The sequence below is a fragment of the Methylobacterium sp. E-012 genome (assembly GCF_057836545.1).
Map to the genome: position 1 here is coordinate 3373541 of NZ_JBYQEY010000001.1, position 24137 is coordinate 3397677.

A 24137-nucleotide genomic window follows, 5' to 3' on the forward strand; every position below is an offset into this window, starting at 1 on the left:
GCCGCGACGAGGGCGCTCATAACGGCCTCCCGGCGCGGATCCGCGGGTCGATCAGGCGATAGAGGAGGTCGGTGACGAGGTTCGCCGCGATGACCAGCAGCGCCGAGCAGAACAGGATCCCGAGCAGCGTCGGGTAGTCGCGCCGCAGGATCGAGTCGAAGGTCAGCCGGCCGAGCCCCGGCCACGCGAACACGGTCTCCACCAGGATCGCCCCGGCGAAGAGCTGACCGAACTGGAGCCCGACCATGGTGACGAGGGGGATCAGCGCGTTGCGCAGCGCGTGCTTGCCGATCACGATCCGCTCCGGCAGGCCCTTGGCCCGGGCGGTCCGGACGTAGTCGGCGTTGAGCGCGTCGATCATGCTGGCGCGCATCAGGCGGCTGTACTGCGCGACGTAGACGATGCCGAGGATCAGCGCCGGCAGGACCAGGTGCTGGGCGACGTCGAGACCGTAGGCGAGGCCGTGGCGCGGGGTGGCCACGTCCTCCATCCCGGCGACCGGGAGCACCGGCCACAGGGAGGCGAACACGACCAGCAGCATCAGGCCGGTCCAGAACACCGGCGCGGCGTTGCCGGCGATCGCCACCAGGGAGACCGCGTGACTGAGGAGGCCGTTCGGTTTGCGGGCGCCCAGGATCCCGAGGCCGGCGCCGGCGAGCACCGCGAAGCCGAGGGACGACAGGACCAGCACGGCGGTGGCCGGCAGCCGCCCGAGGATGAGGCGCGAGACCGGCTCGTTGAAGAAGAACGAGTAGCCGAGATCGCCCCGCGCGACCTTGCCGACATAGGTCGCGAGCTGCTCGGGCAGGCTGCGGTCGAGGCCGTAGCGCGTGCGGATCTCGGCCATGATCTCCGGCGAGGCACCGCCCATCTCCCCGGCGATGACCTGCGCCGGATCACCTGGCGCCGCCTGGATCAGCAGGAAGTTCAGTACCACCACGGCGAGCAGCAGGCCGACGGCGTTCGCTGCCGTCGCGCCGAGCCTGCGCAGGCCCGTCATCGCTCGGCTCCGGCGGCGCCCTGCGCCCAGGCGACCTCGTCGAGGGGCGAGAGCGGCCCCCAGATCGACAGGGGCAGGTTCGTCAGGCGCTTGTCGTAGACCGCCTTGTAGGGGGTGAGGTTGAGATAGGCGATCGGCGCCTCGGACACGACGATCTTTTGGAACTCGTCGTAGAGCGCCTTGCGCTTCTGCAGGTCTGTCTCGACCGCGGCGGCGTTCAGCAGTTCGTCGACCTTCGGGTTCTCGTACTGCTGGGTATTCGACCAGATCACACCCTTGCGGATATTGGTCGACAGGTAGGTCCGCGCCACGCCGATCACCGGGTCGCCCCAGTTGAAGACGTTGTCCATGGTCAGGTCGAAATCGAAGTTGGAGACGCGCTGCGCCCAGGTCGGGAAGTCCGGCGCAGCGCGGACCTGGAGGGCGATGCCGATCCGCTTGAGGCCGGCCCGCAGGTACTCGGCGACGTTGCGCTGCTGATCGTTGTCGTTGGGGATGTAGTCGATGGTGAGCTGGAACCGCGTGCCATCCGGCCCCTTCTTCAGGCCGGCCTCGTCGAGCAGGGCGTCCGCCTCGGCGATGTCGAGCTTGTAGAGGTCGACGGCCGGCTCGTAGAACGGCGAGCCCGGCACGATCGGGCCGGTGGCCGCCTTCGCGACGCCGCCGAGCAGCTTGCCGGTGATGAAGTCGCGGTTGGCCGCCAGCGCGATGGCCCGACGGACGCGCACGTCGTCGAGGGGCTTCTTCCCGCAGTTGAAGGCCAGCCAGTTGATCGGGCCGATCCCCTCGAAGCCGCGATCCGTCACGGTCAGGGTCGGCGCCTTGACGAGGCGCTCGATATCGCGCACCGAGGAGAGGAACGGCAGCATGCCGATCTCGCGCCGCTCGGTGGCGATGACGAGGCTGTTCTGGTCCGGCAGGATCCGGTAGACGAGCCGCGCCAACCTGGGCCGCCCGGGGATGAAGAACCGGTCGAATCGCTCGAGCTGGATCGACTCGCCCTGCTTGTACTCCACGAACTTGAACGGGCCGGAGCCGACGGGCTTCAGGTTGGCCGGATGGGTCTTGATGTCCTGGCCGTCGCCGTAGACGTGCTTGGGCAGGATCGGCATCAGGCCGGGCGACATGGCCAGCAGCAGCGCCGGGTGCGGGCGCGCGAGCCGGATGATGACCGTGTGGGCATCGGGGGTCTCGACCGTCGAGACCGGCTCCAGCATGGTCTGGAACGGATGGTTGGCCTTGATCACCCCGATCGAGAAGGCGACATCCTCGGCGGTCAGCGGGTGGCCGTCGTGGAAGACGGCGTCCTCCACGAGGTGGAGCGTCACGCTGAGGTTGTCGGGGGCGACGACCCAGGATTTCGCCAGGTAGGGTTGCGGGTTCCACTGGTCGTCGTAGCGCAGCGGGCTCGCGAAGATCTGCGTCGACACCATCCCGGTGGCGATGCCGGACTGCACGGCGCCGTTGAAGTGGCGCGGCACTTGGCTGGTGCCGATCACCAGCGGCGCGGCCGCGTCGTCGGCCAGCGCCTTCGGCAGGTCGAGGATCGGGGTCGTCAGGGGTGCGGCGAGGACCGAGAGGCCGGCGCCGAGGAGCGTGCGTTTGGTCAGGCGCATCGGGTTCGGTCTCCGTGTGGGGTGTGCGGGTGTCGCATCGCGGCGTCGAGGAGGCCGGCGAGCGTCGGGCCGGCTTCGGGATCGGTCGCCGCGATGCCGACGAGTTCGGCTTCGTCCGGCGCAGGCTCGGGCAGCGGCGACAGGCTCCAGCGGCGCCCGACCATCTGCAGCAGGTGCATCCCGGGCCTGTCGGCCAGACCGAGGCGACCCTTCAGCCGCAGGAGTGCGGCCGGCATGCCGGCGAGCGCGCGTTCGAGCGCGGCGCGGTCGAACGCGCCCGCGCGCCGGTAGAGCAGGCGCTGGAAGGCCTCCTCGTGCGGCACCGCCTCGGCCCGCAGCCGGGTCGATCCCCGCCGGGCCCGGTCCGGACCTGCGCCGCCGAGATCGAAGACAGAAGCGGGCAGCGCGGCCGCCACGGTCTCGATGACCGGGACGCCGGGCGCGAGGGCGGCGAGCGTATCCCGGGCTACCGCGCGACCCGCTTCGTCCACGAGGTCGCGCTTGTTGAGAACGAGGAGGTCGGCCGCGCGGATCTGGCGGGCGAGGGTATCGCCCAGGCGCGGGTCGGCGGCGAGGCCCGGCAGGCGCTCGGCATCCGCCAGCACGACGACGCCGCGCAGGACGAGGCCGGGCTCCACCAGGGCGATCTCCGCGATGGCGCCCGGATCGCCGACGCCGCTCGCCTCGATGACGATGTGGTCGAAGGGTTCGGGCTCCGCGAGGACGCGCATCAGCGTGTCGAGGAAGCCGTCGGCGAGGCTGCAGCAGACGCAGCCGTTGGTCAGCCGCAGGGTCTGCCCATCATGGTTCTGGATCAGGCCCGCATCGACGTTGATCGCGCCGAAATCGTTGACCAGCACCGCGTAGCGGCCCTGCGACCCGGCGAGCAGCCGGTTCAGCAGCGTCGTCTTGCCGGCTCCGAGGAAGCCGCCGACGACCGTGAGCGGGCAGCGCGTCGCGGGCGGGGGAAGCCCGCGCCTCATGCCGGCGGCACCGCGAAGACGCGGCCGCCCAACACCGTGGCGTGGACCGGAATGTCTTTGAGCGCCTCCTGGGGTACCGCGTAGGGATCCGCGTCGAGGACGGCGAAATCGGCGAACTTCCCGGCCTCGATGGAGCCGACGCAATGGTCCATCCGCAGGGTGTAGGCGGCCCCCAGCGTCACGGCGTGCAGGGCTTGGGCGACGCTCAGCCGCTCCTCGGGGCCGAGCACGCGCCCCGACGATGTGGTCCGGTTGACGGCGCACCAAGCGGTGAACAGCGGCCCGAGCGGCGTCACCGGCGCGTCCGAGTGGATCGCGAGCGGGATACCGAGCCGCGCCGCGCTCCTGGCGGCGTCGATCCGGGCTGCCCGCTCTGGCCCCATCGTCAGGTCGTGATGGGCGTCACCCCAGTAGTAGAGGTGGTTCGAGAACAGGTTGAGGCACAGGCCCAGGGCCTTGACCCGCCGCAGCTGCGCCTCAGTTGCCATCTGGCAATGCTGGAGGGTGTGCCGGTGGTCGGGACGGGGATGGGCGATCTGCGCCTTCTCGACCGCGTCGAGCGCCGCCTCGGTGGCCTCGTTGCCGTTGGTGTGGATGTGAAGCTGGATGCCGGCGGCGTGGTAGACGCCGACGATCCGGTCGAGATCCTCGGGGGCGACGTACCAGAGGCCGTTCGGCGCGCCGTTGTGATAGCCCGGCGGCAGGAGCCGGGCGGTGAAGCCCTGGATCGACCCGTCGACGACGATCTTCACGATGCCGAAGCGGAGGCGCTCGGTGCTAGCGGCGGCGAGGCGGCCGATCCTGGCGACCCCGTCTTCCGGGGGGCACGAGACCGAGGCCAGAGCCGGCACGATCCGCACCGGCAGTCCCTCGACGCAGGCAGCGCCGTAAACCGCCACGGTCGCGTCCGTGAGGTCGTTGTGCAGGTCGGCGATGGTGGTGATGCCCTGGAGTTGCGCAGCCGCGCCGAACCGGCCCACATCGGCGGCGTCGAGGGTCCCGCTCATCGGGTTGTAGCCGAGCCCCCGGAACAGGCGCAGCCGCGCGGCGATCCCCTGCAGCTCGCCGGACGGCGTGCCGTCCGGCAGCTTCGGCACGCCGTCGATGGCCGTGTGCTCATCGAAGCCGGCCATCTCCAGGAGCAGGCTGTTGACGTTGGTGATGTGCAGGCTGGCATGGTGGACCATCACCGGCCGGGTGGTCGAGACCCGGTCGAGGTCGTGGCGGGTCAGGCGCGCGCCGCCGAGATGCAGCGGATCGAAGCCCCAACCGTAGAGCAGCTGGTCCGGGTCGGCGATGGCCCGGTCCGCCTCCGAGAGCCGGTCCACGACGGCGCCGATGTCGCGCAGACCCGGCACGCGACGTCCGTCCGGGCTGCGGCGGTCGCCAGCGCCGACATAGGTCTGGCGCCAGAGGGTGCCCTCCATCACGTGGGCGTGCCCCTCGACGAAGCCGGGGAGGATGACCTTGTCGGCGAAGCGGCGATCCGGCACCGCGTCGAGCCCGTCGAACTCGGCCGGCGTCCCGACCATCAGCACGCGCCCGTCCCGCACGGCGATATGGGTCGCATCCGAACGCGATGGGTTCATCGTGATGACCCGCCGGGCCTCAAAGAGGGTGATCTCACTCGGCATGGCTGTCCTCGGCACGACGCTTAGGATGCCGGCCGTTCGCCCGGACCGCTAGCGCCAGACGCCGGGGATGAAGGGAGCCAGGGCGCGGCGCCGCCGATCGGAGCTCCGGCCCACGCGGCGATGCAGGTGCTGCCGGGGATGACATGGCCGGTTCGGCGTCCCGAACGGCTTGGTGGCCGACCGTACCACCACACCGAGGGATCAAAAACCTAGGCGGATAGCCTCAGGATCACCGCGGACGATCCGACGATGTGAGCCAAGGTGACCAGCACCGACCCGGTATGAAGCACGCCGAAACGTCTACGATTGCCCATGTCGGTCGCCCCGTTGATGGCCGGCATGAGGATTTGGCGCGCGAGGAGTGCCGTGACGGCGATGAGCCCCAAAATAAGAGCGGAGGTCCTATCGATGCTGGCTGTCAGCGCTGCGCCGAAGAGGGCGCACCCTATGACGAAAACGTAGAAGTGCGGGAAGGCGCGGCGCAGGAGCGGGCCTGCCGCGTCGGCGGGCAGGGCGCTAAACAAGAACGCGGCGAAGCCGAATGAGTACAGGATCATCCCGCCGAACAGGAGGGCGGTCAGGAGGATAGCTGTTTGCGAGAGCATCGGTTTCAAGCCTTATGATTTTCTGATCGCCCTTGCGGGTGGCGTTCGGTTCCCTCGGCCCCATCGATGCCGTGCTCCTTCCTCGGGAGAATACTCCCTTGCTTCACGAGCGAGGTGGGGGGCGACGCTCAGATCGAGTCTTTCAGTGTCTGTTTAGTGCAGGCAGTGAACACGTCGCTGATCGCCAAGTTGGCATGCGCGTCCATGCCCGAAGCGGCATTTAGGCAGGACAACACATCCTTGCGCGGAGCACCTCCTCCGCCGGATTTCTCCAACTGCTGCATAAGGCGGTCCCGGTCGACGCCCGGTGCGGCGCTCCAATCACGCAAAGTGTCCTGCGGTTGCAAGGCCAGGGCTGGCGTTGCAACCGACGTCAGTATCAAAATCACTAAAGAGCGAACCGGCATCTTCGAGGCCCCTCGGTTAGGGTGGTCCAAGAACAATCAAAGTCCCCAACATTTGTTTGCGTCACAGGACGTAGTGACTAAGCGTTGCTGAGGCGGGTTAGAACGAGAAACAATTTCTTCGCTAGCATCACCGGTGGCGAAGAGTGACTCGCCCTGGTCCTCCCTGGACAGTGAGCCATATTCCAGGTCGTGCCTGCACTATCTGTGAAGCCGAACCGCATTGACTATGCGCCTTGGCAGCGCACGTGACCTGCACGGGTACCCGGACCTATGACCGCTTTCGCGCAGCGCTGGCAGCAATCTGTAGGCCTACGTTGGGTCGAAAGCAGCTCCCCCCTTACGGATATCAAGCGCTCGGCTTGTAATCATAGCTTGGCTATCAGCCCTTCGTTGTAGAAGTCGTCGCCGGCTTCTGCTCACCACCGCCTAACCAACCGCGGACGGTGCCGAGGATATCGCTTGGAATTACCACCCACGACGGCAGGAAGCCCGATGCGCTGCCGTTCCAGCGGCCAGCGAGCGTCTGCCTTGCCTGCGCGTCCGACCGGCGGATCTCCATGTCGAGGATCCGCTCCTGGATCGGCAGCGTGGCAAGCTGCGCCTGGGCCGACTGCGCCCGCTTGTTGGCCATAAACGTATCGTCGATCGCCGCCTGGATCGCGGTATTCTCGAAGTTCAGCTCGTCGGCAAAGCCCAGCGTTGTCACGGTGATGCCCATCGGCGCGAACTGGTCGATTACAGCCTTCTCGACGGCGGCCATGATCTCGGCCTTCTGACGGATCGCGTCATCGGTCGAGCGACGGCCAAACTCCCGCGCGAGCGCTGCCTGCACAGTGCGATGGACGTTGCCGTCGACCACCTCGGCTAGCGATCGGCCGTAGAGGACCGAGGCGAAGCGCGCCTCGTCCGTGTCCTGGGCCGAGGGCTTGGTACCGAACCAGTAAAGGAACTTGGCTGCGTCCTCTTCCTTTACGAAGGCGGAGATCACCACCGAGGTCGAGAGCCCGATCGAGTCGGCGGTCTCGAAGCGGAAGCCCTGATCGGCGGCCGAAGTGCCCCGGTTGGACGAGGTCGTCCACTCGCGCGAGACGGGCGTTCGGTCGACGATGATCAAACGCGCGGCTGGCACATAATAGTCTGACAGCGTGCCGGTGTTGGGCAGCTTGGTGTGCGGGATCTGGACACGCTTGGCCGCGACCTTGCTCTCGGAGAGGAAGCGCTCCGAGCCAAACTGCGCCTGCGTTGTCTTCGTGTCCCCGCTCTCTGGGATCACAAAGGCTGATTGGTTCGGTAGGATCTCGATGTACTCGCCGTAGTCGTACTTGCTGAAGTAGGCGCGCGCGGGCTCGGGCGCTGCGGCAGAGGCAAGGCCCAGGACCAAGACGGCGAGTGGCACCCGGCGGGCGGGAGCCAGCCAGATCACTGCTAGAACGGCGAGGAGTGCCAGGAACGGCAGCGTGGAGCCGCCGGCGAGGTCGGCCGCGATCTGCGTCTTCAACGGAGCGATGTCGCTGTCGGACAGCTGATCGACGGCGATGCGACCCGCAGTCATGGCGGCCTCGGTCGAGGCGAGCCGAGGCAGGCCGGCGAAAATGGCCAGGGCGCCGAGCGAGAGGCCGGCGCGGATGAGGGTGGACATGGGAAGTCTCGATCGTTCAATGCCCATGACGGGCGACGGCAATATCAGTGTTCGGGATACGCTTGCTCAGTGGGGCTTCAACGAAGCTCGGCCTTGAGCCGAGCGAGCGTCGCATGGAACTTTTCGCACCTGCGCAAAGGTTGCCGAGCGAGTCTGGTCAGGCTAGTCGCTCGCGGGTTGCAGCCCAGTCCCTCGGGTCGATCTGCCTGACATCCGGTAAGATCGGACTTTCATGCGTCCGCTTCTGGTGACCGGGGAAGATCAACCTGACGACAGAATTGGGTTGGTTGGAGAGCGTCCGCTTTCGTGGTCGCCCGCCTCCGAAGCGGACCGGCAGCTTTCGGCCAGCTTCGGTCGCGTTGGCCAGTGCCTCTGAACGGCTGGGTTGGGTGGAGCCCGGAACGTCCGGTCTCGGTCAGAAATGCTGGGAACCTGACGTTGAACACCGAACCGGGTGTGCCTTTTAGCCGGTCGATAGATCGAGCTATCGGCTGGCCGACGCAAATTCGAGGATGCCTTGAACGAGCTTGCGCTGCTGGAACGGCTTGTCGTGGAACACGCCCCGCTCCGGGATGCTCGACAGGGACGGATCGACGGCTAGGGCCGCTATTGGAACGGCAGCACCGGTGGACTTGAGGCAGCCCGCTTCCGCAGGGCGATTCGACGGGAGCGGACCGCGTAGCCCGATCAGGCGGGGCCTCACGGCCCCGGCCGGGGGGACGCGGTCAACGGAACCGGTCGAGCCCGGATGGCTTGCCCCCCGGGATACACGAATTCGAGGCGAGACCTCGGCCAATCGCGAGAAGTGAGTTTTGGTTGGGTTCGACGTCACGGCGTTGTCGCGGAACGAGCTTGAGGCGGAGGTCATACGCCTGCGGTCGCGGCTGCCGGAGGCGGAAGGCGAGGCGTTCCACTGGATGGCGCTGAGGGAGAACGAGGCGAAGCTCCGCGAGAGCGAAGACCATTTCCGGCACACGGTCGAACTCAACCCTCAGGTCCCGTGGACCTGCGACCCAGTTGGCAACATCACCTCGTACTCGAATCGCTGGCTCGACCTGACGGGCCAGGCCCCGGGCGAACCGGACGGCGCGGGCTGGATGAAGGCCCTGCATCCGGACGACATTCCGCACACGGTCGCGGTGTTCTCGGCTTGCCTCGCCTCGGGCGATCCGGTCGACGTGGACTACCGCATCAACATCGCGGCTGCAGGCGAATACCGCTGGATGCGAGCCAGGGCGCGTCCCCGCCGGGACGAAGCCGGCGCCATCGTGGCTTGGTACGGCGTCGTCGAGGACATCCATGACCGCCGCCTTGCCGAGGAGGCGCTGCAGGCTAGCGAGGCCCGCTACCGGACGCTGTTCGAGACGATCGAGGTCGGGTTCTGCATCATCAGGATGCGCTTCGACGCGGACGGACGGGCGGTCGACTACCTGATCGAGGAAGCCAACCCGGCCTTCGCCCGGCAGACCGGCGCGGACGTCGCCGGTCGGTGGGTCAGCTCGTTCGCGCCCAACCTCGAACGGCACTGGTTCGACCGCTACGGCCGCGTCGCATTGACTGGGGAATCCGCCCACTTCGAGAACTACGCCGCCGTGTTCGGGCGCTGGTTTGACGTGCGTGCGCACCGGGTCGGGGACCCGCGCGACCGCCGCGTCGCGGTCTTCTTCGGCGACATTACCGCACGAAGGAACGCCGAGTTGCGGGCGGAGGCCAACGCCCGCGAACTCCGACTCATCACCGACGCGCTGCCGGTGCTGATCGCGTTCATCGACGCGGGCCATGTCTACCGCTTCGCCAACGATGCCTACCGGGACTGGTTCTTCGTCCCGCCCGGCGAGGTCGTCGGGCGCGATGTCCGCGAACTCCTGGGCCCGGCCGCCTACGCCGTTCGGCGGCCCTTCATCGACCGGGCACTCGGGGGCGAGCCCGTCACCTTCGAGACGGACTGGCCGCACCGCGACGGGCGGCACCGCGTTGCCGAGATTCGCTACCTGCCCCGCCAGGATGACGGCGGCGCGGTCGACGGCTTCCACGTCTTCGTGCAGGACGTGACCGTCCGGGCGCAGACGGAGGCCGACCTAGCCCGCCAAGTCGCCGCCCGGACCGCCGAGCGCGACCAGATCTGGCAAGCTTCGTCCGACCTCTTATGCGTAGCCAACCTCGACGGTTACTTCGTCGGTCTCAACCCGGCTTGGCCGCGGACCCTCGGGTGGACCGAGGCCGAGATGAAGGCGCGACCGTTCCTCGATTTCGTCCACCCCGACGACATCGCCGCGACCTTGGCGGCGGCGGGGGGGCTGTCGCGCGGGGAGGCCCAACTCACGTTCGAGAACCGCTACCGCCGCAAGGATGGCGGTTACGTCTGGCTGTCCTGGAACGCTGTCCCGCGCGACGGGCTCATCTACTCGTCCGTACGCGACGTCACCGAGATCAAGCTGCAGGGCGAGGCGCTCGCGAAGACGGAGGAGGCCCTGCGGCAGTCGCAGAAGATGGAGGCGGTCGGCCAACTGACCGGCGGCCTCGCGCATGATTTCAACAACCTGCTTGCCGGCATCTCAGGCTCGCTGGAACTGATGCAGACCCGCATGTTGCAGGGTCGCATGGGCGACCTCGACCGCTACATGAGCGTCGCGCAAGGGGCGGCCAAGCGCGCCGCCGCCCTGACGCATCGCCTGCTCGCCTTTTCCCGGCGCCAGACCCTCGACCCCAAGCCCACCAACGTGAACCGCCTGGTCCGGGACATGGAGGAGTTGATCCGGCGTACTGTCGGTCCTGCCGTCCACTTGGAGGTCGTCGGCCTCGCGGGGCTGTGGCCGGCGCTGATCGACCCAGGACAATTGGAGAACGCGCTGCTCAACCTGTGCATCAACGCTCGGGACGCGATGCCGGACGGCGGCCGCATCACTATCGAGACCGCCAACAGGTGGATTGACGAGGCCGGTGGCCGCCAGCACGATCTCGCTGCCGGCCAGTACCTGGGCGTCTGCGTGACCGACACCGGCACCGGCATGGCCCCGGATCTGATTGGAAAGGTGTTCGAGCCGTTCTTCACCACCAAGCCTACCGGCGAGGGCACGGGCCTCGGACTGTCCATGGTCTACGGTTTCGCCCGACAGTCCGGCGGACAGGTGCGGATCTATTCCGAGGTCGGCGTCGGGACGACGGTCTGCCTCTACCTGCCGCGCCACTACGGCGAGGCCGACGAGGATGACGTGGCCCGCAGGCTTGCCGAGGTGGAGCAGGCCGGCCAGGGCGAGACAGTGTTGATCGTGGACGACGAGCCCTCCGTGCGCATGCTCGTCACCGAGGTACTGGAAGACCTTGGCTACACCGCCATCGAGGCCGCCGACAGCGTGGGAGGCCTGAAGGTACTTCAGTCGGACGTGCGCATCGACCTGCTGGTGACCGACGTCGGGCTGCCGGGGGGCATGAACGGGCGGCAGATGGCCGATGCCGGCCGCGAGCGGCGGCCGGACCTGAAGGTGCTTTTTATTACCGGCTACGCCGAGAACGCTGTGCTCGGGAATGGCTACCTGCGCCCCGGCATGCAGGTCCTGACCAAGCCGTTCGTGCTGGAAACCCTCGCCACCCGCATCAAGGATCTCATCGCCGAGGCTTGAACCCGCCGGCAGAGGTTGACCTGCGTCATCGTCCGTAGCGACTGGGGTTCCGCTACGGCGTTATCAGGCGCGAACCACCGACCGGAGCCGTCATGCTGAACCCGTTCTGTGCCGACTTTCCGCTCGCCGTGGAGGTGGCCTGCCCCCTGAAAAGTGGTCCTCCCTGAGGTATGGCTTCGCGCCATGTGGAGGATGTTATGATGCGTCGGAAGAAGCATACGGCTGAAGAGATCGTCGCGAAGCTGCGTCAGGTCGATGTTTTGGTCTCGCAGGGCCGCAAGGTCTCCGAAGCAATCCGATCCATCGAGGTGACGGAGGTCACGTACTATCGTTGGCGATCCGAGTACGGCGGCCTGAAGGGTGATCAGGTCAAGCGGCTGAAGTCCTTGGAGACGGAGAACCTGCGCCTGCGTCGGGCGATCTCGGACCTGACGCTGGAGAAGCTCATCCTGAAGGAGGCAGCTTCGGGAAACTTCTGAGCCCGGCTCGCCGCCGGGCTTGCGTCGACTACGTCGTGGCCGAGCATGGCGTGTCGGAACGGTTCGCTTGCCGCGTTCTTGGTCAGCACCGCTCGACACAGCGCAAGCGCGCCGTGGTGGTCGAGGACGAGGCGGCATTGACCGCCGCCATCGTCGCACTGGCTCTCCAGTACGGGCGCTACGGCTACCGTCGGATCACGGCGATGCTCCGCCGCGATGGCTGGACGGTGAACGTGAAGCGGGTCGAACGGATCTGGCGGCTGGAGGGGCTCAAGGTTCCAGCGCGACAGCCGAAGCGAGCCCGCCTCTGGCTCAACGATGGCTCCTGCCTCCGTTTGCGGCCGGAGCGGCCCGGCCACGTCTGGTCTTACGACTTCGTCGAGCACCGCACGCACAATGGGCGCAAGTATCGGATGCTGAACGTGGTCGATGAGTTCACCCGTGAGTGCCTGGCCATCCGTGTGTCCCGTAAGCTGAAGGCGTACGACGTGATCGATGTCCTCTCGGATCTGTTCAGCCTGCGCGGCGTGCCCGAGCATATCCGTTCGGACAATGGCCCGGAGTTCATCGCCAAAGCCGTCCAAGACTGGATCACAGCGGTCGGCTCGAAGACGGCTTACATCGAGCCGGGCAGTCCTTGGGAAAACGGGTACTGCGAGAGCTTCAACGCGAAGCTACGGGATGAACTCCTCAACGGCGAGGTGTTCTACACCCTCAAGGAAGCCAGCGTCGTGATCGAGCGATGGCGGAGGTACTACAACAGCATCCGACCCCACTCGTCACTCGGCTACTGCCCGCCTGCGCCGGAGGTCGTCATCCGGCCACCGGAACCGGGCGGCTCAGTACCGTCCGCTCGCCCCGCCATCGTCACGCGACCGACGATGCACTAACTTCAAACCTGGGCCACCGGATGGGGGCAGGCCATGGCTACCAGAACCAAGCCGAGGGCGGCCTTCAGCCCCTTGCCCAGGCCCATCATCCGATTGCGCCAACGCATCAGCACCTCGCGTGAGAGCGTGCCGAGCAGGAGCAGTGGCAGTGCCGCGCCGAGGCCGAACAGCAGCATGGTCAACGCGACGGTGCCGAGGTCGCGTCCCTGGGAGGCGAGCAGTGAAGCCGCCCCGAGGGTTGGTCCGACGCAAGGGCTCCACACCGCCCCGAGCAGCACCCCAACGCCGAACTGGCCGAGCAGGCCGGCGGTGGAGAAGCCGCCGAACCTGTTCTCCGTCCAGTTGCTCATCGGACCCGCGGCCACGGCCAGCCGCGTCTGCGCCGCCGGGACCATCAGGACCAGCCCGATCAGGATGAGCATGATGGCCGCGCCGGTTCGGAAGATGCCGGCGTCGAGACCGATGGCGAACCCCACGGCCGCCACGAACAGCCCGATGACCACGAAGGAAAGAGCGAGCCCGGCAGCGAGCACCGCCGGACCGAACCTATGCTCCGAGGCCGCCGCGCCCAGCACCAGCGGCAGCAATGGCAGCACGCAGGGGGACAGCACTGAGAGGATGCCGGCAAGGAAGGCGAGGCTCAGGCTCGTGACCATGACGGCTCAGATCGCCTTATCGAGGAGCAACGAGATCGCCTCGGGCTTGGTCTCGCCGGCCGAGCGCCCGGTCTCCTTGTCGCCCTTGTAGGTGATGAGGGTGCTCTGCATCGTCGCGCCGAACTGTTTCACGACGTCCTTGCGGCTATCGAAGTCGACGTCGAACACCTGCAGGTCCTTGAACTTCGGATCGGCCTCCAGCTCGGCGAGGATCGGCTTCTGCGCCGCGCAGGTGGTGCACCACGGGGCGGTGATGTGCACCAGGATCGGCTTGCCCGCCTTCTGGGCGGCCTCGAACGCGGCGGGCGTGTAGGTCATCTCGGCGGCGATGGCGGCGGTGCCGAACAGCATGGGGGCGACGGCGAAGGCGGCGAGCAGGATGCGGCGGGTGGTCATGAGCGCGGATCTCCGTGAGCGGATGCGAGGCGGGGGAACGAGGGTTAGTTCGACGCCTGGGTGATGGCGCGGTCGACGTTCACGCGGGCTGACCAGTCCTTGGCGCTGTCCTGGCCTTTGAGGTCGATCAGCCGGGCGCCGCTGACGTCGACGTTCTTGAAGTCCGCGCCCGCTACCGTGGCCCCAGTCAGGTTCGCCCCGGACAAATCCGAGCCCATCAGCACCACGTCGGTGAGGTCGGCATCCTTGAGGTTGGCGTATTCCAGGCGCGACCGCCCGAGGTTGGCCCCCTTCAGGTTCGCGCCCGCAAGGTTCACCGAGGTGAACACCGCCCGCATCAGGCCCATGGACTGGTTCTTGATGTCGGCGCCGCCTTTCAGGTCTACGAGCGTCGCGCCGCTCATGTTGGCGCCCTTGAAGTCGCCGATCGGCATCGACCGGCTGAGGTCGGCACCGCTGAGGTTGGCGTCCCGGGCGGTGATGCCGAACATCTTCGTTTCCGCGAGCTTGGCGCCGGACAGGTCGGCCTTCAGGAACCACGCCTGTTCGAGGTTGGCACCGCTGAGGTCGGCGCCGCGCAGGTTAGTCTTGTTCAGGCGCGCGGTCCGCAGGTTGGCGCCCCGGAGGTTCAACCCGGACAGGTCGAGGCCGGACAGGGCCTTGTCGTGCAGGTCGATCGGCCTGCCGTCCGCGGCCTTGATCATCGCCTCGACGTCGGCGCGGCTCATCTCGGCCTGGGTCATCGCAGGCGAGGACATGTTGGCGCCGAGGAGCAGATCCTGTTCGGCGGCGGCCGGGCCGGCAGCGAGTGTAGCCAGCATGAAGCTCAGGGCGAGGCGGCGCATCGGGTCACTCCCATCGGGTGCCGTGCAGGGCCGGCGCCCGTATCGTTTTCATTGTGCCGCGATGCTATGCTGAGCTGCTGCACCCGGTCGGTGACCCAGGTCACACAAGTCCGGCGCGGCGGGAGAAAAACGCAACGCGAGCCGGATGATCAGCCTGTCGTCACGGCTGAGAGGGCGACGCCGGTCATGATGGACGCGCATAAGGTCGAGCATTGGGTCGACCGATTTCCACTTCTCCAGGCGCTCAGCCCGGCGCACCTGCAGCTCGCCCGGGGCACCGTGCAGTTCCCGGTGCTGGAGGCCGGCGCCACGGCCTACGAGCTGGATGGTGAATGCGCCAACTACCTGATGTGCCTGGAGGGGCGCACGCGCATCTTCCGCATGTCCGAAGGCGGGCGTGAGGTGCTGATCTACAAGGTCGGCCCTGGCGGTACCTGCGCCCTGACCACGCAATGCCTCCTGTCCGGCGGCACCTTCCCGGCCCAGAGCGTGGCCGAGGAGCGGACTGAGCTTGCAGCTCTGCCAGTGAGCACGTTCCAGCACCTGATGGGGGATAGCGCCACGTTTCGCAGCTTCGTCATGGACGATTACACGCGGCTGATGTCTGGCCTGTTCACGCTCATCGACGAGGTGGCGTTCGCCCCGCTGAAGCAGCGCCTCGCCCAACGGCTCCTGGCTGAAGCCGATCCGCGCGGTGTCGTTGCCGTGACCCATCAGAAGCTCGCCGACGACATTGGCAGCGTGCGCGAGGTGGTGAGCCGCATCCTGGCGCAATGGGCCGAGGCAGGCTTGATCGAGCTGCGTCGCGGCGCAGTCGAGATTGTAGAACGGGCGAGCTTGGCTACCGCCGGTAGGCGGTGAACTGCGGCGCGCGCAGCGTCCGCTTTAGGGCAAAGGGCTCTAAAGTTCGCTCCCCACCCCGAGCCGAAGTTGCCAGACTGCCGACGAATGGCCGCTTTCAGGTAGCGGCGAGGGCCGTCGGGACGGCTGCCATGGGTCGGAAGCGGGATGGCTGCTCAGGGTGGTTTTCAGCCAGTCTGCTTCAGGGCGGCGGATGCATCGAAGCGGATATAGCCGCTGGGCCCGCTTCTGACCCTTCTAGGACCTCGGAGAGGTCTGCTTACCGGCAGTGGGATGCCTATTGAGCAAAGCCTTCTATGCCGACCCCATACGTTCCATTGATCGCGGCATCGAAGATGGCATTTGATTGGCCATAATGGACAAGATCCTCTCGGCCGCCGCCAGATTGAGGCTGTAGCCGTCCCCTGCGACGACATCGTCCCGGCTATCGAGGAGAATCAGGCCGCCGCGGTTCGGAACATAAGGCTGATGCCAGCGCGACTTCGACAACTTTAGCCCGAGGCCCTTCGCCTGCTTCCGGAGCTGCGCAAGACGAAGGGTGTCCTGGTAAGTCGGTGTCAGATCGATCTCGTGCACGGCATCCTCTCACGCCCGTGTCGTCTCAGCCGCAGCCTGCCATGCAGCGCGCCACGGTCGTCGTGCTGGTGTAACGGCTCAGTGCTCGCATACTCAGCCGCTGGAGGCGAGGCCTCTCACCACCGGTAGATCAGGCTGCCAATGACCGTCGCCGGCTGATTACGATTGCAGAACCCGAACGAGCAAGTCTGGTAGTTCCGGTCGAAGATGTTGTAGCCATTAAGCTGCGCGCGGAAGCCCTTGTACTTCGGGTCGAGCGCCGCGAAATCGTAGGCCACCAAAGCGTCGTACAGCGTGACAGCGGTATTGCGCACCGTGTTCTGGTCATCTGCGTAGCTTGAACCGATGTAGCGGATGCCGCCACCGATCTGAAGACCGCGCAGGGCTGAGGACGGCGGGAACGCATAGGTCAGGAACGACGCGTAGGTATCCTGGGGGATGCCCGATACGAGATTCCCGGTGAGCGACTGGCCAGTGAACGAGACCGAGTTTACGAACCGGATATCGACGTGCGTGTAGGCGATGGTCAAGTTCGTGCCCGGGGCGAGGTTGGCGGTCGCCTCGGCCTCGAAGCCCTTCGAGCGCACGGCCCCGCCGGCAGTCTGGAACGCGAGGGAGGACGCGTCGGGGATCAGGATGTTCGACTGGGTGATGTCGAAGCCGGCAAACGCGGTTTGGATGTTGGTGCCGGGGATCAGGTACTTCACGCCGGCCTCGATCTGATCACCGGTAGCCGGCTTAAACGCTTGTCCGTTCCGGTCGAGGCCCACCTGCGGGGTGAAGGTCGTGGCGTAGCTGGCGTAGGGAACGAGGCCTGGCGCCAGGACGTAACCCAGTCCGACCCGGCCCGTGAACGCGCTGTTGTTCTGACTTGAGACCGCGCTGTCGGGGGTGGCGAAATTGTTCTGGAAGACCCAATCGTGGCGGCCGTTCAAGGTCAGGATGAAGTCGCCGAACTTGGCCTGATCCTGCAAATAGACGCCGATCTGCTCCTGGGTCTGGCGCGCGGCAGACCCGAGGGTCGGGGTCGCGATAAACTGCTGGCCGTAGTTCCGCGTGATGAGGTTCAGGTCTGGGGCTAGGCCAAAGCCGAGGCGTTGGCTCAGGCTGTACCGAGCGTAGTCGACGCCCCCGACCATGGTGTGGGCGACCGGGCCTGTGGCGAAGCGCGCCTCCAATTGGTTGTCCAGCGTATGCTGCACCAAGCCCTCGCGGATGTAGCCGGTGTCGCGCGTGCCGATCGTGTTTGCGTCGTTAATGCCGTTGATGTCGACGTACTTTCCACTGAGAAAGACGCCATAGTGCCGGAAGTTCTGGCGGAAGACCAAATCGGGTGTGATGAAATGCTCGAAGGCGTAGCCGACACGATACTGCGTCTGGTTGAGACCGGCGAAGGCCGGATCGCCCATGTAGTACGGGCTCGCCCGGAAACCCGGGTAGTTGTAGTAGAACGTCGTGGCCGGAGTGTTGGTCGTCTGGAACTCGCTTAGGAACGTGAACGTCGTAGCCGCGTCGGGTTTCCAGGTGAAGGCGGGCGCGATGTTGAACCGGTCGTCGTTGGTGCCGAGACCGATGAAGGTGCCCGCCTCGCGGCGTAGGCCAGTCAGCCGGTAGGCCATGGTTCCACCCGACCCCTCGATCGGGCCGCCGACGTCGAAGTTGCCCTGGAAGCGGTCAAAGCTGCCGGCCTGGAACTGGATCTCGCCGAACGACACAAAGACGGGGCGCTTGCTGGTGATGTCGAGGATGCCGCCGGGCGAGCCGAGGCCGTAGAGGCCGGCGGACGGCCCGCGCAGGATGGTCACGGCCTCCGCGCCATAGGGCTCGATGCGCGGGAAGATAAACCCGCTGCCGATCACGCGCAGGCCGTCGCGATAGGTGCCCTGATTGGTCAGCACGTCGAAGCCGCGGATGAAGATCTGATCGAACCGCGGGTCGAAGCCCGACCGGGCCGAGATGGCGCCGGGGACGTAGTTGATCGCATCGCTCAGGGTCTGGACGTTGCGGTCGTTGAGCTGCTCGCGGGTGACGACGGAGATCGCTTGTGGTGTCTCGATGATGGGCGTGTTGGTCTTCGTTCCCGCAGTCGTCACGCGGGCTGTGTAGCCGGCTATGCCGGATGGGCCGCCGCCGCCGCCACTAGTGGCGGCCGTGCCGCCGTCGCCGCCGCTGAGGTTGACCCCACCGGAGCCCACCGGTCCGGGAGCTGAGCTGCCGGGTCCTGCTGCTTCAACCGAGAGTTCGTTGAGCTGGACGGTTCCGTCCTGCGCCGTCGCAGCCCCGGAAAGGGTGGTGGTGGCCAGAAGAACGGCGAGGAGTAGAGAGCGGTAGGACATGGATCACGCTGACGCGCACCGGAGCGGCACAATGCCCGTGTAAACACTGTTCACGGATCGTTGATCAAGCCGAAAACGTGTTGTATTTCACACACTTACAACGGTTCAAATCTGAAGAAATTCTAAGCTGAAGCTTATCGAGCACCATCTGGTCCTGCGTGAGAGCGAGTTGCCCCAAATAGTGTTCGACCGTGGGTGATCCTAAAAATGCCAACTGCATCACCCCGAACGACTGAGCCCAGGGCGGAGTCGAAGGTCGGCTTCCAAACGTTACGTCAACTCTCGCTTTCCACTCAGAGCCGAAGCTGCCGGGTGTCTGAGGAATGACCGCTTACGGGTAGCGCCGACGCGTGGCCTGTACGGCCGGGTCGGGTCGCTTGCAGAACGTCCTGTGTGGATGACTCCCGCATTGCAAGTGGCGAATTGAGCTTCTGGCGCGTTGGTCGGATGCAGTCTTGTGTCCGGCCTGTCGGTGCAGTCGTTCATGTTGACTGCTGGCCCTGATGGTATCCGCGAGCTGGGTCCCACTCTGCTTCGCGGGCTATGACGCCCTGGACATTCGGCGGGGTGTCCCGGCTCCCGGTCTGACCGGTTCGCCATCAACTCTCATCGTCCTCGCAACCTATAAAAAGTCTCTTTGCCGTGCTTGTCAGGCGGCCGTGGCCGCTGGTGCGCGGTAGGTGCCGCCGCGGGTCATGATCGCCCAGGCGACCCGCGCGGTGCGATTGGCGGCCGCAACGGTCACGACGCGCACCGGCTTACGCTGGAGAAGGGCCGGCAGCCGCGGGTCGACCGAGGTCGGTGTCGCCTTCGCACGCCGGATCAGGGAGGTCATGCCGACGACGAGCAGGCGGCGCAGGTAGCGGTCGCCCATGCGCGAGATCCGACCCAGGCGCTCCTTGCCGCCGCTGCAGTTCTGCAGCGGGGTTAGTCCCAACGAGGCGGCGAACTGCCGACCGGAGCGGAAGCGCTCGGGCTCGCTCACTGAGGCGGCCAGCGCCGTCGCCGAGACGATACCGACACCGGGGATCGTCGCCAGGCGCTGCGACAGGTCGCTGTCCCGATGCCAGGCGAGCAACTCCTTTTCCAGGCGGGTGAGCTGGATCTGCACGGCGCCGATCTGATCGGCCAGCCCGGTCACCACGCGTTGCGCCAGTGGTGGCACCTCGGCCGCGTCTCCGGCCGAGAGCCGGGCCGCTAGTTCGAGCGCGTGCCGCAGGCCCCGCGCCATCTCGATCCCGAACTCGGCGAGCAGGCCGCGGATCATGTTCACCAACTGCGTGCGTTGCTTGACCAGCAGGTCGCGCGTCCGGTGCAGCGCCAGCGCCGCCTGCTGCTCGGTCGACTTCACCGGCACGAACCGCATGCTCGGACGCGTCACCGCCTCGCAGATGGCAGCGGCGTCGTTCGCATCGGTTTTACCGCGCTTCACATACGGCTTCACGTAAGCGGGCGGCATCAGCCGCACGTCATGGCCGAGCTTCATCAGTTCCCGGGCCCAGTGGTGGGACGTGCCGCACGCCTCCATGCCGACCAGGCATCGCGACAGCTTGGCGAAGAACGGCACGACCTGCGCCCGCCTCAGCGACTTGCGAACGACGACTTGCCCGGCTGCATTGACGGCGTGGACCTGAAAGATGCTCTTGGCCAGATCGATGCCGACAGTGGTGATCTCCATGGGGATGGCTCCTGCATCTGCGTGGCTGCTGCGTCGACAGCAACCACATCTTGGCACCGAGATGCCGTCAGTTGGAGCGGGAGCCATCCACCCCATCTGCTTCCGGACGCATGGTCGAGGTCCGACGCTATCCGCGACCGGTCATTCGCGTAACACGCACATACGGAATACGGCTTAATCGTTTTTCCGCCAGATCTCCTCGGCGAGCAGCGTCGCGAATGACACCCACGCGACCAGCGGGATGCCGAGCTGACCGGCGGTCTTATCGGCCTGACTGGCCGCAGCCACGTAGCCCACCGCACTTGCGCCAAGCGCGGCCGAGGCGACGGCGCCCCATCCCGTCGAGCGATGACCGAAGAACACTTCACTCCAGCCCGCGATGCCGACTTGGTTCGCAGCCCAAAACGCCAAGGCTGTCGTTCGCTCGGACGACCCCTCGGCACGCAGCAGCCGGTAGCCGCCATAGGCGAGCGACGCCTGGATGCCGGTCCAAGCGATAGGATAGACAAGGGACGGCGGCGTGTAGTCCGGCTTGTCGAGACGCCGATACCAACGCTGCGTTCGAGGGTGTTCAGGCGTCGGGCTCGCGCGCCGTCCGATCAAAAGCGCCGCCGTGACGGCGCCGATCGCAAGTACCGCGGCCTGGGCCGGGGACAGGCCTCCCGTTCGTGCTTGAATTGCCACGATGATACTTCTCTCTCGATCTCAGCCGTTGATGTGGCGCGGCAGGGGACATCGGCCCAGGGGGCGGGAATTCAGCGGTGGTGATTTATTTGGGTTGAGAGCGGTCGCAAGCGCCAGTCTGAGAAAGGCGTACCTTTTCCAGAACACCGTCCCCGTCCGCTTTCGACTCTTTACAGACCCTCGGAAGGTCCGCTTCGCGGCAACTTCGTGGACAATAACTTACGATTGAATCGTGGGAATATCTGGCCATCTGCTCATAGGCGTAAGATTGGAATGAGCCGAGGTCAGATTGTGCACAAGGTCTGGCGAGCCGTGATGATATGGCCTTCCGGCCGATGATCAGCGGTTTCAGGTCAGCTTGAACGTGATAGCAGGACTGAGCCGCCGTCCGAAATTATCAGTCCGTCGGGATGAAGCGCAGCGTGCCGGCCTGACGCGCTGAGGTCCCGGTATCGTTCGGGTGATTGACGCCATCCGTGATAGTCACTTCCGAGAAGTCGAACGGGCTCACCCCGTCCAGGCAAGCCACGTTCACGGCATATAGATCGGTGTTGGATCGTCGTTGGTGATGCGTGTAGATCCCGCAGCGGGAGCAGAAGAAGTGCTGGGCCGCCCCGGTATGAAACCGGTAGCTCGTGAAAGCCTTTGCACCCTGCAGGATCTCGATCCCACCTGCCTCCGCCATGGCGACCACGGCGCCGCGCATCCGGCAGTACGAGCAGTTGCACCGACGGATCGACTTGAAGCCGTCGCTGAGCGTCACCTCGAAATGCACTGCTCCGCAATGGCACCGGCCAGTCCGAACATTCGCCTCATCCACCATGTCGCCCGCGCCTCCTATTCTAGTTGGCCCCCTGCCGCTCCCTCAAAACCGTGCAGTTGCCGTGAGCAAATCGACTAGGCAGCCAGGCACGCTGCCCCTGCGGCGATTGCGGCGCAGGATGCGAACCGTCGCGCGGTCAGCGTCTCCTTGAGGAACACGCGCCCGATGATGGCTGCGTAGACCACGCTGGTCTCACGCAGCGCGGACACCACGCCCATCGCGTCGTACTGCATGGCCCAGATGACGATGCCGTAGGCGAGGAGCGAGACGAGACCGCCCGTCAGCGCCATCCCGGTCTGCGCCCTGGTGTAGGCCGGTGGTCTCCCCCGCATCAGGAAGTAGATCGGCGGCATCGTTATGCTCCACAGCAGGAACATGCTGTTCGTATAGGCCACGCTGCTTCCGGCCAGCCGGACGCCGATCCCATCCACGACGGTGTACGCCCCGATCAGAACCCCCGTGGTCAGGGCAGCGGGAAGGAAGTCGGCTCGGAGCCCCTTGCCCTGGAAGGCGAGCGAGACGATCCCCGCGGACACCAGAGCGATGCCGATGGCGGAGACGATGTCGATGGCCTCGTGCGCGAAGATCAGCGCGCCGAGAGCGACCAGCATGGGTGAGGATCCGCGTGAGATCGGGTACGTCTGCCCGAGGTCACCGACGCGGTAGGTTCGGACGAGGGACAGGTTGTAGCCGGTGTGGATGATGGCCGAGGTGATCACGTAGGGCCAACTCGCTGCGTTGGGCCATGGCACGAACACCGCCGCGACTGCGGTCACGCAGGCGACTGCGATCATCATCAGCGTCATCGACCACAGCCGGTCGCCACCGCCGCGCAGCACAGCGTTCCATCCGGCATGCAGGATCGCGGCGCACATCACGCAGGCTAGGACGAACGGGCTCATGGAACTGGCTCGGGATTGGTGGCGCGGCGCTGGAGAGCTTCGATCAGCGAGGCAGAGGTTGCTGAGCGGCCGCTCTCATAGCGAGGTGCGGTGATAGGGCGAGCATGATTGGGACGACGGTCAGTGCGGTCACGGCCCCAGCGACTGCCGCCCAGCTCGGCCCGACGGCGTCCCCGAGTCGGCCGTAGAGCAGAGGGATCGAGAGCGCGCTGCCGCCCAGGGTGCAGGTGTAGAACACGGCAAAGGCCCGCTCGACCCGTCCACCCGGGGCCAGTTCCGGCACCGTGCCGTACAGGACTGACGAGGTGCCGTTCAGCATCACGCCGAGCAGTGGCAGCAGGATCAGCGCGGGAGCGAGCGGAAGCGCGATCACGGCCAGGATCGCCGCCGCGGTCCCGACCTCGGTCAGCAGCACGGTCCGGGTCACGCCGAGGCGCTCCCCGAGCCGGCCGCACACGGCCTTGCCGAGCGCGCCGCCGATGAACACCAGAGAGAGCGCCAGCCCCACGGTGGTCAGCGCCGCGCCCTTCTCCTGCAGCAGGAACGGCAGGTAGAGCAGGAAGGCCGGGCGGGCGGCGTTGTCGAGGGTACCGATGGCGACGAGCAACCAGAAGCCGGCCCGACCGCCCCCCGCGTGATGTGGCTGGGCTGTCGACGTGGCTTTGCCCTGCGGCTCTCCTTGTGAGGCGGGATCTCGCGGAAGCAGTAGGCTCACACCAAGAGCGACCACGACGCCCATTCCGGCGACGACCCACAAAGCCATGCGCCAGCTCAAAAGCGTCAGCAGCAGGCCGACGAGGGGCGGCAGCGACGCCTTCCCCAGATCGCCTGTGAAGTTATAGGTGCCGAGTGGCCCCCGTGCGCTCCGTCCGTAGGCCCGGGAGATCACCGCTGATGCTAGTGGATGCTGTGTGCTGCTGCCCGCTCCGCCCAGCGCTAGACCGATACACAAGCCGAGCAAGCCGCCCGACGCCCCCGCAACTGTGTAGCCGACCGCGCTGAGCAAGGTGCCGAGCACCAGCACGAGGCGAGCACCGAGGATCTGCCTGAGATGGCTCGCCGGGATCTGCAGCGCGGCCATCGTCCCGCTGTAGAGGGTGCGCAGCAGTCCGAGGGCGACATAGCCAAGCCCGAACTCCTCCTGCAGGACCGGTAGAAGCACGTAGATCAGGTCCGTATAACCGTCGTGCAGGGCGTGGTTGATGCCGGTCGCTACCAGGGTCCGTGACGCGTCCTGCGACGGGGCAACAGCCTGAGACGAGGTAAGCTGTGGTGCAATCGTCATCCCGCTTCCTACGCCGCCCTCGTCGTACGATGCCGCCCTTTGCCGAAGCCGGCAAACGACTAATGCTGACGCTCGCGTGAGGAAATGTGACCTGATGGGTTAGCTGGCCCTAGGTTCACATCAGTTGCGGCTTAGCGACGAACGAGCGCCTTAAACCGTTGTGATATGCAGTCGGGAACGATCGCGATCGTAGGACCGTCATCCCCCAATATCGGGACCTCA

The 24137-nt window shown here is 66.4% G+C and carries 20 protein-coding genes; 3 read left to right on the top strand and 17 right to left on the bottom strand.

Going from position 1 to position 24137, the window contains the following annotated elements:
- Positions 1-16: 16 nt before the first annotated feature.
- The 7 genes from AC3IF1_RS16330 to AC3IF1_RS16360 all read right to left on the bottom strand — a co-directional run bounded on the left by AC3IF1_RS16330 (position 17) and on the right by AC3IF1_RS16360 (position 7884).
- Positions 17-1000 carry an ABC transporter permease gene (locus AC3IF1_RS16330; protein WP_489218446.1) on the bottom strand — a complete coding sequence of 328 codons (984 nt, stop codon included), beginning with the start codon at positions 998-1000 and terminating at the stop codon, positions 17-19.
- Positions 997-2616 carry an ABC transporter substrate-binding protein gene (locus AC3IF1_RS16335; RefSeq protein ID WP_489218448.1) on the bottom strand — a complete coding sequence of 540 codons (1620 nt, stop codon included), beginning with the start codon at positions 2614-2616 and terminating at the stop codon, positions 997-999. The genes AC3IF1_RS16330 and AC3IF1_RS16335 overlap by 4 nt, the downstream gene beginning before the upstream one ends.
- A complete protein-coding gene (locus AC3IF1_RS16340) occupies positions 2607-3599 on the bottom strand; it encodes a CobW family GTP-binding protein (RefSeq protein WP_489218449.1) in 993 nt (330 codons plus the stop codon). The genes AC3IF1_RS16335 and AC3IF1_RS16340 overlap by 10 nt, the downstream gene beginning before the upstream one ends.
- On the bottom strand, positions 3596-5233 hold the full coding sequence (locus tag AC3IF1_RS16345) for an amidohydrolase (RefSeq protein WP_489218450.1): 1638 nt from the start codon (positions 5231-5233) through the stop codon (positions 3596-3598). The genes AC3IF1_RS16340 and AC3IF1_RS16345 overlap by 4 nt, the downstream gene beginning before the upstream one ends.
- 209 nt (positions 5234-5442) lie before the next feature.
- Positions 5443-5838 carry a DUF4149 domain-containing protein gene (locus AC3IF1_RS16350; RefSeq protein ID WP_489220399.1) on the bottom strand — a complete coding sequence of 132 codons (396 nt, stop codon included), beginning with the start codon at positions 5836-5838 and terminating at the stop codon, positions 5443-5445.
- A 128-nt stretch (positions 5839-5966) separates the two neighbouring features.
- Positions 5967-6245 (bottom strand): hypothetical protein, encoded by a 279-nt coding sequence (locus AC3IF1_RS16355; protein WP_267359698.1) that lies wholly within the window; start codon positions 6243-6245, stop codon positions 5967-5969.
- Between the two features lie 379 nt (positions 6246-6624).
- On the bottom strand, positions 6625-7884 hold the full coding sequence (locus AC3IF1_RS16360) for an SPFH domain-containing protein (RefSeq protein ID WP_489218451.1): 1260 nt from the start codon (positions 7882-7884) through the stop codon (positions 6625-6627).
- Between the two features lie 812 nt (positions 7885-8696).
- Between AC3IF1_RS16360 and AC3IF1_RS16365 the strand changes: the two genes are divergently transcribed.
- Positions 8697-11504, top strand: coding sequence for a hybrid sensor histidine kinase/response regulator (locus AC3IF1_RS16365; RefSeq protein WP_489218452.1), 2808 nt, complete (start codon positions 8697-8699; stop codon positions 11502-11504).
- Positions 11505-11704: 200 nt separating this feature from the next.
- Positions 11705-12873 (top strand): IS3 family transposase gene (locus AC3IF1_RS16370; protein ID WP_489220288.1). Its coding sequence is split into 2 segments (ribosomal slippage): positions 11705-11969 and positions 11969-12873, totalling 1170 coding nucleotides; the frame shifts between segments, so codons are not numbered across the junction.
- Between the two features lie 2 nt (positions 12874-12875).
- Here the strand turns inward: AC3IF1_RS16370 and AC3IF1_RS16375 are convergent.
- Genes AC3IF1_RS16375 through AC3IF1_RS16385 form a run of 3 tightly spaced genes read right to left on the bottom strand, consistent with a single transcriptional unit; the run spans position 12876 to position 14770 of the window.
- Complete coding sequence (locus AC3IF1_RS16375; RefSeq protein WP_489218453.1) at positions 12876-13529, bottom strand: cytochrome c biogenesis CcdA family protein; 654 nt, start codon at positions 13527-13529, stop codon at positions 12876-12878.
- Between the two features lie 6 nt (positions 13530-13535).
- Positions 13536-13925 (bottom strand): thioredoxin family protein, encoded by a 390-nt coding sequence (locus AC3IF1_RS16380; RefSeq protein WP_489218454.1) that lies wholly within the window; start codon positions 13923-13925, stop codon positions 13536-13538.
- A 44-nt stretch (positions 13926-13969) separates the two neighbouring features.
- On the bottom strand, positions 13970-14770 hold the full coding sequence (locus AC3IF1_RS16385) for a pentapeptide repeat-containing protein (protein ID WP_489218455.1): 801 nt from the start codon (positions 14768-14770) through the stop codon (positions 13970-13972).
- A gap of 186 nt (positions 14771-14956) precedes the next feature.
- On the opposite strand from AC3IF1_RS16385, the gene AC3IF1_RS16390 reads away from it, so the two are divergent.
- On the top strand, positions 14957-15631 hold the full coding sequence (locus tag AC3IF1_RS16390) for a Crp/Fnr family transcriptional regulator (RefSeq protein ID WP_489218457.1): 675 nt from the start codon (positions 14957-14959) through the stop codon (positions 15629-15631).
- A 294-nt stretch (positions 15632-15925) separates the two neighbouring features.
- Here AC3IF1_RS16390 and AC3IF1_RS16395 read toward each other — a convergent pair whose 3' ends face one another.
- From AC3IF1_RS16395 to AC3IF1_RS16425, 7 genes are all read right to left on the bottom strand, one after another.
- The gene (locus tag AC3IF1_RS16395) at positions 15926-16207 is read right to left on the bottom strand and encodes a hypothetical protein (RefSeq protein WP_489218458.1); all 282 of its coding nucleotides are present in this window, start codon (positions 16205-16207) and stop codon (positions 15926-15928) included.
- A gap of 116 nt (positions 16208-16323) precedes the next feature.
- Complete coding sequence (locus AC3IF1_RS16400) at positions 16324-18543, bottom strand: TonB-dependent siderophore receptor (protein ID WP_489218459.1); 2220 nt, start codon at positions 18541-18543, stop codon at positions 16324-16326.
- A gap of 649 nt (positions 18544-19192) precedes the next feature.
- Positions 19193-20221: an IS110 family RNA-guided transposase gene (locus AC3IF1_RS16405; protein ID WP_489220400.1), complete on the bottom strand. Its 1029-nt coding sequence runs from the start codon at positions 20219-20221 to the stop codon at positions 19193-19195.
- Between the two features lie 174 nt (positions 20222-20395).
- Positions 20396-20905, bottom strand: coding sequence for a TspO/MBR family protein (locus tag AC3IF1_RS16410; RefSeq protein ID WP_489218460.1), 510 nt, complete (start codon positions 20903-20905; stop codon positions 20396-20398).
- 397 nt (positions 20906-21302) lie between these two features.
- The gene (locus AC3IF1_RS16415; RefSeq protein ID WP_489218461.1) at positions 21303-21728 is read right to left on the bottom strand and encodes a GFA family protein; all 426 of its coding nucleotides are present in this window, start codon (positions 21726-21728) and stop codon (positions 21303-21305) included.
- A 74-nt stretch (positions 21729-21802) separates the two neighbouring features.
- Positions 21803-22630 (bottom strand): EamA family transporter, encoded by an 828-nt coding sequence (locus tag AC3IF1_RS16420; RefSeq protein WP_489218462.1) that lies wholly within the window; start codon positions 22628-22630, stop codon positions 21803-21805.
- A 43-nt stretch (positions 22631-22673) separates the two neighbouring features.
- Positions 22674-23915, bottom strand: a complete 1242-nt coding sequence (locus AC3IF1_RS16425; protein ID WP_489218463.1) for an MFS transporter — start codon at positions 23913-23915, stop codon at positions 22674-22676.
- Positions 23916-24137: the final 222 nt, after the last annotated feature.

Bases quoted from the DNA above. Each gene is read 5' to 3' on its own strand.
- AC3IF1_RS16330 (WP_489218446.1), bottom strand. From the start codon at position 1,000: ATGACGGGCCTGCGCAGGCTCGGCGCGACGGCAGCGAACGCCGTCGGC.
- AC3IF1_RS16335 (WP_489218448.1), bottom strand. From the start codon at position 2,616: ATGCGCCTGACCAAACGCACGCTCCTCGGCGCCGGCCTCTCGGTCCTC.
- AC3IF1_RS16340 (WP_489218449.1), bottom strand. From the start codon at position 3,599: ATGAGGCGCGGGCTTCCCCCGCCCGCGACGCGCTGCCCGCTCACGGTC.
- AC3IF1_RS16345 (WP_489218450.1), bottom strand. From the start codon at position 5,233: ATGCCGAGTGAGATCACCCTCTTTGAGGCCCGGCGGGTCATCACGATG.
- AC3IF1_RS16350 (WP_489220399.1), bottom strand. From the start codon at position 5,838: ATGCTCTCGCAAACAGCTATCCTCCTGACCGCCCTCCTGTTCGGCGGG.
- AC3IF1_RS16355 (WP_267359698.1), bottom strand. From the start codon at position 6,245: ATGCCGGTTCGCTCTTTAGTGATTTTGATACTGACGTCGGTTGCAACG.
- AC3IF1_RS16360 (WP_489218451.1), bottom strand. From the start codon at position 7,884: ATGTCCACCCTCATCCGCGCCGGCCTCTCGCTCGGCGCCCTGGCCATT.
- AC3IF1_RS16375 (WP_489218453.1), bottom strand. From the start codon at position 13,529: ATGGTCACGAGCCTGAGCCTCGCCTTCCTTGCCGGCATCCTCTCAGTG.
- AC3IF1_RS16380 (WP_489218454.1), bottom strand. From the start codon at position 13,925: ATGACCACCCGCCGCATCCTGCTCGCCGCCTTCGCCGTCGCCCCCATG.
- AC3IF1_RS16385 (WP_489218455.1), bottom strand. From the start codon at position 14,770: ATGCGCCGCCTCGCCCTGAGCTTCATGCTGGCTACACTCGCTGCCGGC.
- AC3IF1_RS16390 (WP_489218457.1), top strand. From the start codon at position 14,957: ATGATGGACGCGCATAAGGTCGAGCATTGGGTCGACCGATTTCCACTT.
- AC3IF1_RS16400 (WP_489218459.1), bottom strand. From the start codon at position 18,543: ATGTCCTACCGCTCTCTACTCCTCGCCGTTCTTCTGGCCACCACCACC.
- AC3IF1_RS16405 (WP_489220400.1), bottom strand. From the start codon at position 20,221: ATGGAGATCACCACTGTCGGCATCGATCTGGCCAAGAGCATCTTTCAG.
- AC3IF1_RS16415 (WP_489218461.1), bottom strand. From the start codon at position 21,728: ATGGTGGATGAGGCGAATGTTCGGACTGGCCGGTGCCATTGCGGAGCA.
- AC3IF1_RS16420 (WP_489218462.1), bottom strand. From the start codon at position 22,630: ATGAGCCCGTTCGTCCTAGCCTGCGTGATGTGCGCCGCGATCCTGCAT.
- AC3IF1_RS16425 (WP_489218463.1), bottom strand. From the start codon at position 23,915: ATGACGATTGCACCACAGCTTACCTCGTCTCAGGCTGTTGCCCCGTCG.